General features: G+C 71.3%; 10 protein-coding genes. 5 read left to right on the forward strand and 5 right to left on the reverse strand.

From position 1 onward, the window contains the following. Nucleotides 1-97 precede the first annotated feature (97 nt). Nucleotides 98-646 carry an acyl-CoA thioesterase gene (locus tag RLT58_RS22150; protein ID WP_311312116.1) on the forward strand — a complete coding sequence of 183 codons (549 nt, stop codon included), beginning with the start codon at nt 98-100 and terminating at the stop codon, nt 644-646. Between the two features lie 47 nt (nt 647-693). On the opposite strand, the gene RLT58_RS22155 is transcribed toward RLT58_RS22150, so the two are convergent. After that, nucleotides 694-2058 (reverse strand): LCP family protein, encoded by a 1365-nt coding sequence (locus RLT58_RS22155; protein WP_311314603.1) that lies wholly within the window; start codon nt 2056-2058, stop codon nt 694-696. A gap of 281 nt (nt 2059-2339) precedes the next feature. Here RLT58_RS22155 and RLT58_RS22160 point away from each other — a divergent pair, with 281 nt between their 5' ends. Then, the gene (locus tag RLT58_RS22160) at nt 2340-3374 is read left to right on the forward strand and encodes a glycosyltransferase family 2 protein (protein ID WP_311312117.1); all 1035 of its coding nucleotides are present in this window, start codon (nt 2340-2342) and stop codon (nt 3372-3374) included. A gap of 78 nt (nt 3375-3452) precedes the next feature. Here the strand turns inward: RLT58_RS22160 and RLT58_RS22165 are convergent, their stop codons facing one another. The 4 genes from RLT58_RS22165 to RLT58_RS22180 form a co-directional block, all read right to left on the reverse strand. Continuing rightward, nucleotides 3453-5165, reverse strand: coding sequence for an LCP family protein (locus RLT58_RS22165; RefSeq protein ID WP_311312118.1), 1713 nt, complete (start codon nt 5163-5165; stop codon nt 3453-3455). Between the two features lie 49 nt (nt 5166-5214). Further along, the gene (locus RLT58_RS22170) at nt 5215-6981 is read right to left on the reverse strand and encodes an LCP family protein (protein ID WP_311312119.1); all 1767 of its coding nucleotides are present in this window, start codon (nt 6979-6981) and stop codon (nt 5215-5217) included. A 223-nt stretch (nt 6982-7204) separates the two neighbouring features. Further along, nucleotides 7205-8563 (reverse strand): LCP family protein, encoded by a 1359-nt coding sequence (locus tag RLT58_RS22175; RefSeq protein ID WP_311312120.1) that lies wholly within the window; start codon nt 8561-8563, stop codon nt 7205-7207. A 231-nt stretch (nt 8564-8794) separates the two neighbouring features. After that, the gene (locus RLT58_RS22180; RefSeq protein ID WP_311312121.1) at nt 8795-9544 is read right to left on the reverse strand and encodes a TIGR03089 family protein; all 750 of its coding nucleotides are present in this window, start codon (nt 9542-9544) and stop codon (nt 8795-8797) included. 138 nt (nt 9545-9682) lie between these two features. Here RLT58_RS22180 and RLT58_RS22185 point away from each other — a divergent pair, with 138 nt between their 5' ends. From RLT58_RS22185 to RLT58_RS22195, 3 genes are all read left to right on the forward strand, one after another. Then, the gene (locus RLT58_RS22185; protein WP_311312122.1) at nt 9683-10993 is read left to right on the forward strand and encodes a peptidoglycan recognition protein family protein; all 1311 of its coding nucleotides are present in this window, start codon (nt 9683-9685) and stop codon (nt 10991-10993) included. Nucleotides 10994-11132: 139 nt separating this feature from the next. Then, nucleotides 11133-12224 carry a mannose-1-phosphate guanylyltransferase gene (locus RLT58_RS22190; protein ID WP_311312123.1) on the forward strand — a complete coding sequence of 364 codons (1092 nt, stop codon included), beginning with the start codon at nt 11133-11135 and terminating at the stop codon, nt 12222-12224. Between the two features lie 91 nt (nt 12225-12315). Beyond that, nucleotides 12316-13299 (forward strand): DNA-3-methyladenine glycosylase family protein, encoded by a 984-nt coding sequence (locus RLT58_RS22195; RefSeq protein ID WP_311312124.1) that lies wholly within the window; start codon nt 12316-12318, stop codon nt 13297-13299. Nucleotides 13300-13540 lie beyond the last annotated feature (241 nt).

Genomic DNA, 13540 nt, shown 5'->3' on the forward strand with positions numbered 1-13540 from the left:
GCCGCTCCTCTTACAGGGTGTGAGGTAAATCGGACCGGGGCTGTTGCGAAGCTGATGCATTGCGACACGCCGGAAGCCCCCGCATAAGGTGGAGGGCATGACAGATCAGGCCCCGCGCCCGGAGGGCGACATTCCGGGCAAGCCCACCGCGGCCTCCCGGACCACCCTCAGCCACATCATGACCGGCAGCGACACGAATCTGCTGGGTACGGTGCACGGCGGCGTGATCATGAAGCTGGTCGACGACGCGGCGGGCGCGGTGGCCGGCCGGCACTCCGGCGGACCTGCGGTGACGGCCTCGATGGACGAGATGGTCTTCCTGGAGCCGGTCCGCGTCGGTGACCTTGTTCACGTCCGCGCCCAGGTCAACTGGACCGGCCGCTCCTCGATGGAGGTCGGCGTCCGGGTCATGGCCGAGCGCTGGAACGAATCGACGCCCGCCTCGCAGGTCGGCAGCGCCTATCTGGTGTTCGCGGCGGTCGACGCGGACGGCAGGCCCCGCCCCGTACCGCAGGTCATCCCGGAGACGGAGCGTGACAAGCGGCGCTACCAGGAGGCCCAGATCCGCCGCACGCACCGGCTGGCCCGGCGCCGCGCGATCAAGGAGCTGCGCGAGAAGCGCATCGCCGACGGCATCGAGGACTGACCCGGCGACCGGGTGCCGCCGCCGCGTGGACTGTTACAAAGCGCCCTTCACGGACAGACCACCTCGTCGCCCTTGACCGCGCCGAACCGGCCCGGGTCGGGCTCCTCGGCCCGCACCCGCTCGACCGTGCGGTAGTCCGCGCCCGCCGTCACCTTCATCGTGGCGCCCTGCCCCTTCACGGCCCTCAGCTCCGCCCCCGGCAACGCCGCCGCCAGGGACTTCGCGGACCGGTCCCAGCGCGGGTCGTACGTGACCAGGGTGTGCTTGAGGTCCCGTTCCTTCGCGGTGAGCGGGGCGCGGGTGGTGTCGAAGCCGGTGGCGTGCAGCGCGGCGTCGACCGTGGAGCCCAGGCCGTCCTTCTCGGTCCCGTTGTAGACCTGGACCCGGATCTGCTTCGGCGGGACGTCGACCTTGGCCGCGGGCGCCTGCTCGGGCCGGGCGACCGTGAGCGGCTTGTCCTCGCGCAGCGCGTCGAACAGCTGCCGGGACTTCGCCGGGTCCCACTTCACCGTCGAGCCGATGCCCTTGACCGGGTAGGCGACATTGCCCAGCGGGACCGAGGTGAACTCGGACGAGGCGGCGGAGAAGCCGCGCATCGCCTGGCCGATGTCGAGCATCTGCTCCGTACCGAAGCCCCTGTCGGCCCGGACCGACTTCAGCATCGTCGAGGCGACCTCGCGGAACTTCACCGGGTTGAGCAGTACCCCGCTGCTCGTGGCCTGCTTGATCAGCGAGGCCATGAACTTCTGCTGGCGCTGCATCCGGCCGAGGTCGGCGGCCCCGTCGATGTGCCGGGAGCGTACGTACTGCAGGGCCTGGCCGCCGTCCAGGGTGTGGGTGCCGGCCGCGAGGTCGAGGCCCGTGTAGGAGTCCTTCATCGGGCGGGCGGTGCAGATCTTCACCCCGCCCAGGGTGTCCACCGTCGTCATGAAGCTGGTGAAGTCGACCTCCAGATAGTGGTCGACCTTGACGCCCGTCATGTGCTCGACCGTCTGCACGGTCAGGTTCGGGCCGCCCTCGGCGTAGGCCGCGTTCAGCTTCACCGGGTGGGCCGCGTGCTCCTTGCCCGTGTTGCGGTCCCGGTGCGCGGGGATCTCGGCGTAGCTGTCGCGCGGCAGACTGACGACGCTGGCCCGCTGCCGGTCCGCCGACAGGTGCACCAGCATGATCGTGTCGGTGCAGTGGCAGGGCGCGCCGCCCAGCCGGTACTTCGCCTTCTCCTCCTTGGTGATCTTGTCCCGGCCGTCGGTGCCGACCAGCAGGAGGTTCATGCCGTGGCCGCCCGCGGGGCGGTTCTTCATGTCCTTGAAGGGGTCGATCCGGTCGATCCCGGTCTCCAGATTGGTCACCACGGCATGGCCGATCCCGCCGGCGCCGAGGACCAGCACGGAGAGCCCGGTCGCCACCCGCATGCCCCAGCGGGGCCGCTCGTCCTGCTTTCTGGGCCGCCTGCGCTGCTGGGGGGCGGTGCGGGGCCGGGGCGGACGGGGGGAGCGGTGCGGCGTGGGCACGGGGGGACACCTCCGCGGTGCAAGGGGGACCTGTCGCACAGTAGGCCCATACGATCTGCATCCCGGGAGGTCACCCGGCGGCGCGCGACGGTGTCCCCCGTTCGCGGTAACGTGGCGGCCGAATAACGCCGCTGGTGGGGGTGCGAGACCCCCGGCGCCCCCGAGGACCCCCCGAGGACCACATGTCTGCCGCGCAGCACCCCGCCGTTTCCGTGATCATGCCGGTGCTCGACGAGGAGCGCCATCTCAGGAACTCCGTCCGCCACATCCTGGAGCAGGAGTACGCGGGCGAGATGGAGGTCGTGATCGCGCTCGGCCCGTCCACGGACCGCACGGACGAGATCGCCGCCGAGCTGGTCGCGGAGGACCCCCGGGTCCACACCGTGCCCAACCCCACCGGCCGCACCCCGGCCGCCCTCAACGCGGCGATCAAGGCCTCCCGCCACCCCGTCGTCGTCCGGGTCGACGGCCACGGCATGCTCTCGCCGAACTACATCGCGACGGCCGTCCGGCTCCTGGAGGAGACGGGCGCGCAGAACGTCGGCGGTGTCATGCACGCCGAGGGCGAGAACGCCTGGGAGGACGCCGTCGCCGCGGCCATGACCTCGAAGATCGGCGTCGGCAACGCGGCCTTCCACACCGGCGGCCAGGCAGGCCCGGCCGAGACCGTGTACCTGGGCGTGTTCCGCCGGGAGGCGCTGGAGAAGGCCGACGGCTACAACATCGAGTTCATCCGCGCCCAGGACTGGGAGCTGAACTACCGCATCCGCGAGTCCGGCGGCCTGATCTGGTTCTCGCCCGAACTGCGCGTGCAGTACCGCCCGCGCCCCTCCGTCCGGGCGCTCGCCAAGCAGTACAAGGACTACGGCCGCTGGCGCCACGTCGTCGCCCGCTACCACGCCGGCTCCATCAACCTGCGCTACCTGGCCCCGCCGACCGCCGTGGTCGCCATCGCGGCCGGCCTCGTGGTGGGCGCCGCCGTCACCCCGTGGGCGCTGCTCGTCCCGGGAGGCTACGCGGCGGCGATCGTCGCCGGGTCCCTCCCGGCCGGCAAGGGCCTGTCGCTGAAGGCACGGGCGCAGATCCCGGTGGCCCTGGCGACCATGCACATGTCCTGGGGCTACGGCTTCCTGACCAGCCCGCGCTCGCTGGCCAAGCGCGTCATCGCGAGCCGCCGCCCGGCGATCAGCGAGGAGCCGGGCACCCCGGTGTCCTGAGCCGGACACGACGACCGGACACGACGAGAGGGGCGCCCGGCACGATGCCGGGCGCCCCCTCTCGCGTACCGGAGCCTCCTACGGCTTGCGGTACGGCCAGTACACGTCCATGCAGTCGTCCGTCTTGGCGCCGTTGGCCGACTCGGTGCCCTCCAGCGGGTCGCTGTCGTCGTCGGTCTTGGGCGCCTCGGCGCCCGTCCGCCAGTCGGCGCCGACCGTGACCGTGAGCCCGGCCCCGTCCGGCGTCTTCTTGACGGCGCTCGTCGGCAGCGACAGCGCCTTGGCCACGGACAGGGCGTCCGACCTGCCCTGGGCGCCGGCGCTGCGCGGGTACGTCACCTCGGTCGTCCGCGCGGACCCGGGATCGGTGGTGGTGTCCGCCTCGGTGAAGCCCTTGTTCTTCAGCAGGTCCCGGACCTCGGCGGCACGGCCGGTGGCGGGCGCCTGTCCGTCGCCGCCCGTCCCGTTGACCACGGTGATCCCGAGCGAGGCCGGAGCACCGGCCTTCGGTCCGGCCGTCGCCGCCTTCTTCTTCGCCTTGGCCCGGTCCTTGGGGTCGAGCGACTGGTCGTCGCGCAGCAGCGCCCAGAGCTTGTCGGCGGCGCCGGGCTTCGGCAGGACGTGGGCGTCGGGGTCCTGCGGGTCGGCGATCCGGGGCATGGTCAGCATGTTCATCTTGTCCAGCGGCACGTTCTTCAGCTGCATGCCGAGATCGAACAGCTTCTTGACCGAGCTGATCTCCTCGGAGACCTGGAGCGCCTTGGTCGCGGTCTCGGCGAGATTCATCAGCCGGCCGGTGTCCGTGAAGGCGTTCTGGCTCTTCAGCTCACGCAGCACGGAGTTGAGATACATGTGCTGGGCCTTGGACCGGCCGATGTCGCTCTCGAAGGCATGCCGGGTGCGCAGCCACTTCAGCGCGTCCTCACCCTGGATCTTGTGGGTGCCGGCCTTCATCTTGAGGTACGAGCCACCGGGCACCCCGGGCTTGGGCACGTCGTAGACGTCCTGCTTCACACACACGTCCGCGCCGCCCACGGCGTCCGCCATGGACACCACCCCGGCGAAGTCGACCATCATCCAGTGGTCGATGTAGACCCCGGTGAGCTTCTCCCAGGTGTCCAGCGTGCAGCCGGGACCGCCGCGGAGCGTCTCGTTGATGATGCCGTTGCTGGCGGGGTACGTCTTGCCGGTGTCGGGGTTCTTGCAGGCCGGGATGTCCACGCGGGTGTCGCGCGGGATGCTGATGACCGAGGCGTTCTTCCGGTCGGCCGACACATGGAGCAGCATCTGCACATCGGCGAGCGGAATGCCGCCGACGCTCGACTTGGAGCCGCCGAGCTTGAGGTTCTCCTTGCTGTTGCGGCTGTCGGAGCCGATCAGCAGCAGGTTCAGCGGGGTCTGTCCTGCGGCGTTCGGGGCGGTCTTCTTCGCCGCGCTGTTGCCCGCGCTGCGCTTGCCCTTGCGGAGGTTGCTGTTGAGGTGCTCGTACCAGAGATAACCGGCCGCGCCGGTCCCGAGTATGAGGAAGGCGAGGGTGAAGGCGATCCAGCGCAGGACGCGCCGCTTCCTGCTCTTCCCCGCACGGCGGGAGCCCCCGCGCGGCCCGCCGCGCCGGGCCGCGCGGGGGCCGCCCTCCGGGCCCCCGCCCTGGTCCCCGCTGTCACCCCTGCCGGGCTCCGCCGCCTCCGCGCCGCTCGCGCCGTCCTCGTAGAGACCGTCGTCCCAGCCGAGTTGCCCCGCATGGGAGGCGCGTGGTCGCGTCCCCTCCCCGGGCGTACTGCTCCGTCCCACCAGGACCCCCCTGCTGCTCAGACTCGCGGTATCGCGCGGTGGCTCCGCGTCACTTGGAGCACCCCGCCTTGTCGGCGCTGGACTTCGGAATGTCGATCTTCGCGGGGCCGGTGATGGGTGTGCCCGCGCCCTTGAAGTCGGCACCCAGCGTCAGGACCATGGCCTCAAGGCCCTCGGCGTCCTTGGTGCCCGGCTTCATCGCCGAGCCCGGCAGCCCCATCATCTCGGCGAGCGCCCGGGCCTGGTCCGCCTGGTTCGGTGCGTACTCCAGCGTCGTCCTGGCCGTCTTGGCCGGGGCGTTGGCCTTGTTCGTGGACTTCAGGACACCCTTCTCGTTCTGAAGCCAGGTGACGGTCTGCTGGGCGCCGCCGGCGACCTTGCCGCCGTTGTAGACATCCACACGGACGTCGGCGGCGGCCGCCTTGGTTCCCTTGAGGAGCGCGTCCTGCTTGCCCTTGGCCTTCTTCTTCTGCGCGGCCACCTCGGTCAGCGAGGTGTCGTCACGCATCATCGAGAACAGCTGCTCCGCCTGCGTGGGATGCGGGACGACCGTGATCGGATCGGGCTCCTCCGGGTTGTCGATCACCGGCATCGTCACGAAGGTGATGTTCTTCGTGTCGATCTTCTTGAGCTCCTTGGCGAGCGAGGTCAACTTCGGCACCGAGCCGATGGCCTTGTCCACCGTCAGGGCCTTGGTCGCCGCGTCCGCGAGCTTGTACAGCTTCGTCGGGCTGGTCAGGGTGTCGTCGGACTTCATCTGCCGCAGCATCGAGCCGATGAACTGCTGCTGGCCCTTGATGCGGTCCAGGTCGCTGCCGTTGGTGTAGGCGTGCCGGGTGCGGACGAACGCCAGCGCGTTCTCGCCCTCGACGGTGTTCTTGCCCGCAGGGAGGTTGAGGTGGGACTTGGGGTCGTTGATGGCGTGGTCGAGGCAGATGTCGACGCCGCCGACCGCCGTGGACAGGGTCTTGACCGCGTTGAAGTCGACCATCATGAAGTGGTCGACCTTCAGGCCGGTGAGCTTCTTGACCGTCTCCATGGTGCAGCCCGGGTCGCGGTCGTCCTGGCCGAGGCTCTCGTTGAATCGGACGTGCTGGGTGCCCGCGATCTCCTTGTAGGAGCCGTCCTCCTGCTTGGTCCTGCAGTCCGGGATGTCGGTGATCAGGTCGCGGGGAATGCTCACCGCGGTGGCGTTGGTGCGGTCCTCGGACACGTGGAACAGGATGTTCGTGTCGGCGTGGCCGACGCTTCCGGCGTCGCCGTAGCCCTCGTTGCCCTTACCGGTGCGCTTGTCCGTACCGATGACCAATATGTTCATGGGCGCGTTGGCCGTGACGACGTCCTTGTTGCCGGCGTCGCCGATGTCCACGGTGTTGAGGTTGCCGTTGAAGTGCTGGTACAGCCAGTAACCGCCGCTGCCGACACCCACGAGCACGAACGCCATCACGCCGCCCGTCCAGAGCAGCGCCTTCTTGCGGCGGGCCTTGGGAGCCTTGCGCTTGCGGCGGCCGGCGGTGTTCTCGGCGGGAGCGGAGGCCTCCTGGCCGCGCGTACCGCCGCGGGCCGACCTGCGTCCGCCCTGGCGCGGCACCTCGTGGCTGCGGCGCGGGCCGTCGGCCTCACGTACGGCATTTCTGCGCCCGGCGGCGCGGGGAGCCGAAACTCCGGAAGTCCGGCCCGAATCCCCGCCCGAATCCCCGCCCGAATCCCCTCCGGAGTGATTCAGTCGCAGTTCGTAGTCGCCGGTATCCGGGTTGAGAACCCACTGGTCTGCGGGATCGATATCGTCCGCCCGCCCACGGCTTTGTGCATCCACGGTTGCTTGAGTCCTCCGTCGGTGCCACGCGAGGCGCCTCCCCCGATAAGGCGCTCAGTCTTTCGCTCCAGAAGTGCGCGGCCCGACGGCCGGCAGCACCGGATCGCGTCACACTATCCGTCCAGTTCGGCGTCGAGCGACGCGCGTGACACATTCCACGGCCCTTACAACCGGGCATTCCTCCCATTGCACATCGAACGTCCATCGCTGTTTGGCCATTGCTTTACCGCTTGCACAGGTCGGTCGCCGCATTGTTCCCCGAATAGGTGGGTGTGGGGGTCGGCCCGGAGTCGTCGGTGACGTCAGTGTTTTTTCCGTCATCACCCTTGAGCTCGTCCGCCGGCACCACCGTGACGGGCTTGTCGTCGCGCAGCCGCTTGAAGAGCTTGTCGGCGGCCGGCTGTACCAATTCGTCCCGGTTGATGTCCAGATGGTACGACTGGCGGGGAACGGTCAGGAACTGCACCTTGTCGGTCGGTACGTTGCGCATGCCCCGCACCAGGTCGTAGAGGTCCTTCAGGCTGTCCAGCCCCGGGTCGGTGGTCAGCGCCTTGGTGGCCGCGTCCAGCACCGGGTAGAGCCGGGTGGGGTTGAGCAGGACCCCGTTGCTCTGCACCTTGTTCACCAGCGCGCCCAGGAACTGCTGCTGGCGGTCCATCCGTTCGGTGTCGCTGCCGTTGCCGATCGACTTGCGGGCCCGTACGTACCCCAGGGCCTGCTCGCCGTTGAGCTTCTGCCGCCCGGCCGGGAGCTTGAGATGGGCCGCGCTGTCGTCGATCGGCTCCTTGAGGCAGATCTCGACGCCCTTCACCGCGTTGACCATGTCCTTGAAGCCGTTGAAGTCCACGACCATGTGGTGGTCGATGCGGATCCCCGTCATCTTCTCGACGGTACGGATGGTGCAGGCGGTTCCGCCGAACTCGAAGGCCCAGTTGAACTGGGCGAACTGCGGCTTGCTCAGGGTCTTGTCCGGCTTGTGGCAGGCCGGGATGTTCGCCATCAGGTCGCGGGGGATGGACATCGCGGTGGCGCTCTTCCGGTCCGCCGCCAGGTGCAGCAGGATCGTGGTGTCCGAGCGCTGGCTGCCGCCGTCGTCGCGGCCGTACTTGCGGTTGTCCCCGGCCCGGCTGTCGGAGCCGATGAGCAGGATGTTCTCCGCGTCATGGACGACGGACGCGGGGCGCTCCTTCTCGTACGCCTTGAGCTCGGCGGCCGCCGAGGTGTCGGTCCTGATGTTGCCGTCGAGCTTCCGGTACAGCCACCAGCCCACACCCGCGCCGGCCAGCACGACGAACGCGACGCCGAGCGCGGTCCAGCGCAGCCAGTGCCGCTTGCGCTTGACGGTGATGTCGAGGGTCGGGCCCGGGCCCTTCGCCGAGGGTCCGGCCGAGGGGCCGCTGCCCGATCCGCTGCGTGTCTCGCCGCCCGGGGCGTCCGCGGAGGTCTCCCGCGGGGCGTCCTTCGGGGTGTCCTCGGGGGCGCTCTTCGCGCCGCCCTCACCCTCGGGCGGTCCGTCCGGCGTCCGGTCCTCGCCCGCAGCCGAGTCGTCGGGGTCGGCCGGCGTGCCGGCGCTTTCGGTCACGTCTGCGTCCATCCTTCACGTTCGGCGGCGCGGAGGGCCGCCGGTCGCAGAAGTAGACGGCTGAACCTCACGCTTGGTTGTGCCTCGGGTGGTCTGTACCGCAGATCATGTACCGGAGTTGACGTTACGGGCGGAGGGCTCGGCCCACGCTGGGCCGGACGGGTGTCCCTCGGGCCGCTTGTCGTACCGGGCCGGGGCCCGCCGCCCGCGACTCCGCCCGGCGCCCGTCCCTCACACCGTCAGCGTGACCCGCTCGCTCTCCACCCGCTGCGCCAGCGCGTCCGCGCCGAGCTGCCCGATGTGCCGGCACAGCACCACGGAACCCCCGGTCGCCAGCGGCGCGAAGAGCCCGGCGCTCAGGCCGTCCCAGCTGTCGTACGTACCCCCCGACAGCAGCCGCGACCCGGCGCCCAGGCCCAGCGCGGCCCCGTCCTCCCGGGCCCGCGCGACCAGCTGCGCCCCGGTCAGCCCGACATCCCCCGCGGTCAGCGCGAGCGCGTCCGGGTCCACCGGGGCGAACGGGGCGAACCGGTCGCCCTGGCCCGGCACCTCGACCGCGTAGTCCGCGAAGCCCTCCGGCGCCTGCGGGAAGCGGCCGCCCAGCGGGCGCAGCGCCAGCGCGATCCGCTCGCCGGGGCAGGCCCGCGCGGCGTCCAGCGAGTCCGGGCCGGTGACGACGAGATCGGCGGCAGCCGGATCGCCCTGCACATCGGCGACCACCCCGACCGAGGCGCAGGCGAGCAGCCAGACGGCCGACTGCCAGTGGGCGGGCAGCAGCAGCGCGAGCCGGTCACCGGGCTCGGCCGCCAGGTCGCCCTGGAGCAGATTGGCGGTCTTGGCCACCCAATTGGCGAAGGTGGCCACCGACAGTTCGACGCGCTCTCCGGTGGCGTCGTCGTAGAAGGTGACCAAGGGGCGGGCCGGGTCCGCGGCGAGCGCGGAACGCAGCAGGTCGGCAGGGGTGCGGTCGCTGGCGTTCATGTGCGGAAGGGTACGCGGCGGTGCCGGGAGGGCCGGGGCGCGCCGGGTGCGGGGTACACCGGTTCGGCAGACGGGCCGTCAAGTGACCGGAAAAACCCCGGTCGCCGGAGTTGCCCGGTTGTGTCAAGGATCATCTGTATGCGTGCCTTCATTGCATCCTCCATGGGTGTCACCTGTGCGGCAGCTCTCGTCCTGCCGCTCGCCGCGCCCGCGGGCGCCGCCCCCGACGCCCCTGTCCATCGCCCCGCCGAGGCGTCCGAACCCGCAGATCTGCCCGGTTCGACGCAGTCCCTGGCCCTCGACCCCCTGTCCTCCCCCTCCGTACGGGCCACCGGCGAACCCGCCGCCCCGGCCGCCGGGCAAGGCCTGTCCGAGCGTGACGTCCGCCCGTTCTCCATGGTCGGCGTGGTCTGGGACGACGTGGACACCGAGCTCCACGGCACCGCCCAGGTCCGCACCCGCGCCACCGCCACCGGCCGCTGGTCCGGCTGGCAGGACCTGGAGACCCACAACGCCGAGCACTCCGCCGACGCCGGCACCGCCGAACGCGACTCCGGGGCCGTGCGCGGCTCCACCGCCCCGCTCTGGGTCGGCGCGTCCGACGGTGTCGAGGTCCGGGTCAGCCCCGAGGCCCCGGACACCCGGGACGCCTCCGCCGCGCCCGTACCGCTGCCCGCCGGGCTGCACCTCGAACTCGTCGACCCCGGCGAGGACCCGCAGGAAGCGCCCGACACCGGCGCCGCCGGGGCCGACCGCGCCGCGCGGACCGGCGCTGCCGTGCTGCCCGCCCTCACCCGGCAGGAGACCGAGGCGGACGCGGGCCTGACGCGTGCCGCCAAGCCGTACATCGGCCCCCGCCCCCGCATCGTCACCCGCAAGGGCTGGGGCGCCGACGAGAAGATCCGCGAGAAGGCCTTCGCGTACACCAAGACCGTCAAGGCCGCCTTCGTCCACCACAGCGCCACCGGCAACAACTACAGCTGCTCCCAGGCGCCCTCGGTTCTGCGCGGGATCTACCGCTACCACGTCAAGAGCAACGGCTGGCGCGACCTCGGCTACAACTTCGCCGTCGACAAGTGCGGAAACATCTACGAGGGCCGCGCCGGAGGCGTGACCAAGGCGGTCATGGGCGCGCACACTCTCGGCTTCAACACCAACACCATGGGCATCGCCGTGCTCGGCACCTTCTCCAGCTCCAACCCGCCCGCCGCCGCCGTCACCGCCGTCGCCAAGCTCACCGCCTGGAAGCTCGGCCTCTTCGGCGCCAACCCGAAGGGCAAGGTGACGCTCGTCTCCGGCGGCAGCAACAAGTACAAGAAGGGCAAGAAGGTCAAACTCAACGTCATCTCCGGTCACCGCGACGGATTCGCAACCGAATGCCCCGGAGCGCGTCTCTACAAGAAGCTCGGTACGGCCCGGACCAGTTCGGCCCGTCTGCAGGGCCGCTGAGGGGACAAGGAGCCGGGTGACCGGCACCCGGCTCCCCGGAACCTGCTGCGGGCTGCCGACCGAAGGACACCCCCTCCGGTCTGCATACACTGGCCAGCCGAAACCAGGCCCGGCCCCAGCAGGAAGCAGAGACAGTGCTGTGACAGAGGCAAAAGAAGCGATTCTCCTGGTCGGCGGCAAGGGAACCCGGTTGCGCCCGCTCACGGTGCACACCCCGAAACCCATGGTCCCGGCCGCGGGCGTCCCCTTCCTCACGCACCAGCTGGCGCGCGCCCGGGCCGCCGGGGTCGAGCACATCGTCCTCGCGACCTCCTATCTGGCCGAGGTCTTCGAGCCGTACTTCGGCGACGGCTCGGCGCTCGGCCTGCACATCGAGTACGTCACCGAGCGCGAACCGCTCGGCACCGGCGGCGCCATCCGCAATGTCGCCGGGCGGCTGAACTCGGGCCCGGACGAACCGGTCCTCATCTTCAACGGCGACATCCTCACCGGCCTCGACATCCGGGCCCTGGTCACCACGCACACCGACTCCGGGGCCGACGTCTCGCTCCACCTCACCCGGGTCGAGGACCCGCGCGCCTTCGGCCTCGTCCCGACCGACGAGACCGGCCGGGTCACCGCCTTCCTGGAGAAGCCGCAGACACCCGAGGAGATCGTCACCGACCAGGTCAACGCGGGGGCGTACATCTTCCGCCGCTCGGTCATCGACACCATCCCGGCCGGCCGTCCCGTCTCCGTCGAACGCGAGACCTTCCCCGGACTGCTCGCCGGCGGCGCCTATCTGCACGGCATGGTCGACTCCACGTACTGGCTGGATCTCGGCACCCCGCAGGCGTTCATACGCGGCTCCGCCGACCTGGTCCTGGGCCGCGCCCCCTCCCCGGCCGTCCCCGGCCGCTGCGGCGACCGGCTCGTCCTGCCGACCGCCTCCGTCGCCCCCGACGCCAAGCTCTCCGGCGGTACGGTCATCGGCGCCGACGCCGTGATCGGCGCGGGCGCCCGGATCGAGGGCTCCACCGTGCTGGCGGGCGCGATCGTCGAACCCGGCGCCGTGATCACGGACTCCATGGTCGGCGCGGGCGCCCGGATCGGCAGCCGTACGGTCCTGGCCGGCGCGGTCGTCGGCGACGGCGCCCGGGTCGGCGCCGACAACGAGCTGCGCGACGGCGTACGGATCTGGTGCGGGGCCCAGCTGCCCGCCGGGTCGGTGCGGTTCTCCTCGGACGAATGACCGGACCGGCCGCCTCCTCGTGGGAACGCACCCGGTGGCCGGAAACAGCCGTACCCTCGACAGGCAGCCCCGACTACCGAGGACCTCACCCGTGGCAGGACGATTCGCTCCCCGCAACGCCCCGCGCGCGGCCGTCCCGCACCAGGCGGCGGCCACGCCCGTGCCGGCGCCGCAGACCCGCGTCTGGACCCCGCCGGGCCCGCTCGACCTGCGGCTCGTCCTCGGCCCGCTGCGCCGGGGCCCGGCCGATCCCACGTTCCGGATGTCCGCCGACGGCTCCGTACGCCGCTCCAGCCGCACCCCCGCGGGTCCCGGCACGCTCCATGTCGTCGCCCGTGACGGCCGGATCGAGGCGGCGGCCTGGGGGCCCGGCGCGTCCTGGCTGCTCGACCGGCTGCCGGTCCTGCTGGGCGAGGGCGACGACCCGGACGCCTTCGTCCCGCGCCACCGGCTGCTCGCCGCGACCCACCGCCGCCGCCCGGGGCTGCGGCTGCTGCGCACCGGCCTGGTGCTGGAGTCGCTGATCCCCTCGGTCCTGGAGCAGAAGGTCACCACGGACGAGGCCTACCGCGCCTGGCGCCTGCTGGTCCGCAGATACGGCGAACCGGCGCCCGGTCCGCAGGAGTACGGCCTCTACGTCATGCCGGACGCCCGCACCTGGTCGCTGATCCCGTCCTGGGAGTGGCACCGCGCGGGCGTCGACTCCAAGCGCTCGGCGACGATCCTGCGCGCGGTCCGGGTGGCCCGCCGCATGGAGGAGGCGGCCGGCATGGCCCTGTCCGACGCGATGGCCCGCCTCCAGGTGATCCCGGGCATCGGCCCCTGGACGGCCGCCGAGACCCTTCAGCGATCCAACGGCGCGCCGGACGCGGTGACGGTCGGCGACCTCCATCTGCCCGGCATCGTCGGCCACGCCCTGGCGGGCAACCGCAACGCGGACGACGAGGAGATGCTGACGCTCCTGGCCCCCTACGAGGGCCAACGCCACCGAGCCACCCGCCTCATCCTGCTCTCGGGCAACACCCCACCCCGCCACGCCCCCCGCATGACCCCGGGCAACATCGCGCGTTTGTAGAGGACGCGGTCAAGCCCGTCCGGAACATCCCGGGCCGGCGCAAAATCCAGCCGGTGGGGCACGCCACCTCCCGGGCCGGGCAAATCAAGCCGACGGGGCACGTCACCTCCTGGACTGGGCGAAATCCAGCCGGTGGGGCACGTCATCTCCCGGGCCGGGCGAAATCCAGCCGGTGGGGCACGTCATCTCCCGGGCCGGGCAAATCAAGCCCGTCCGGCGATTGAGGACCGGGGTCCGGGGC

The sequence above is a fragment of the Streptomyces sp. ITFR-16 genome (assembly GCF_031844705.1).
In the GTDB taxonomy this organism is placed as follows: Bacteria; Actinomycetota; Actinomycetes; order Streptomycetales; family Streptomycetaceae; genus Streptomyces.

Bases quoted from the DNA above. Each gene is read 5' to 3' on its own strand.
- RLT58_RS22150 (WP_311312116.1), top strand. From the start codon at position 98: ATGACAGATCAGGCCCCGCGCCCGGAGGGCGACATTCCGGGCAAGCCC.
- RLT58_RS22155 (WP_311314603.1), bottom strand. From the start codon at position 2,058: ATGCGGGTGGCGACCGGGCTCTCCGTGCTGGTCCTCGGCGCCGGCGGG.
- RLT58_RS22160 (WP_311312117.1), top strand. From the start codon at position 2,340: ATGTCTGCCGCGCAGCACCCCGCCGTTTCCGTGATCATGCCGGTGCTC.
- RLT58_RS22180 (WP_311312121.1), bottom strand. From the start codon at position 9,544: ATGAACGCCAGCGACCGCACCCCTGCCGACCTGCTGCGTTCCGCGCTC.
- RLT58_RS22185 (WP_311312122.1), top strand. From the start codon at position 9,683: ATGCGTGCCTTCATTGCATCCTCCATGGGTGTCACCTGTGCGGCAGCT.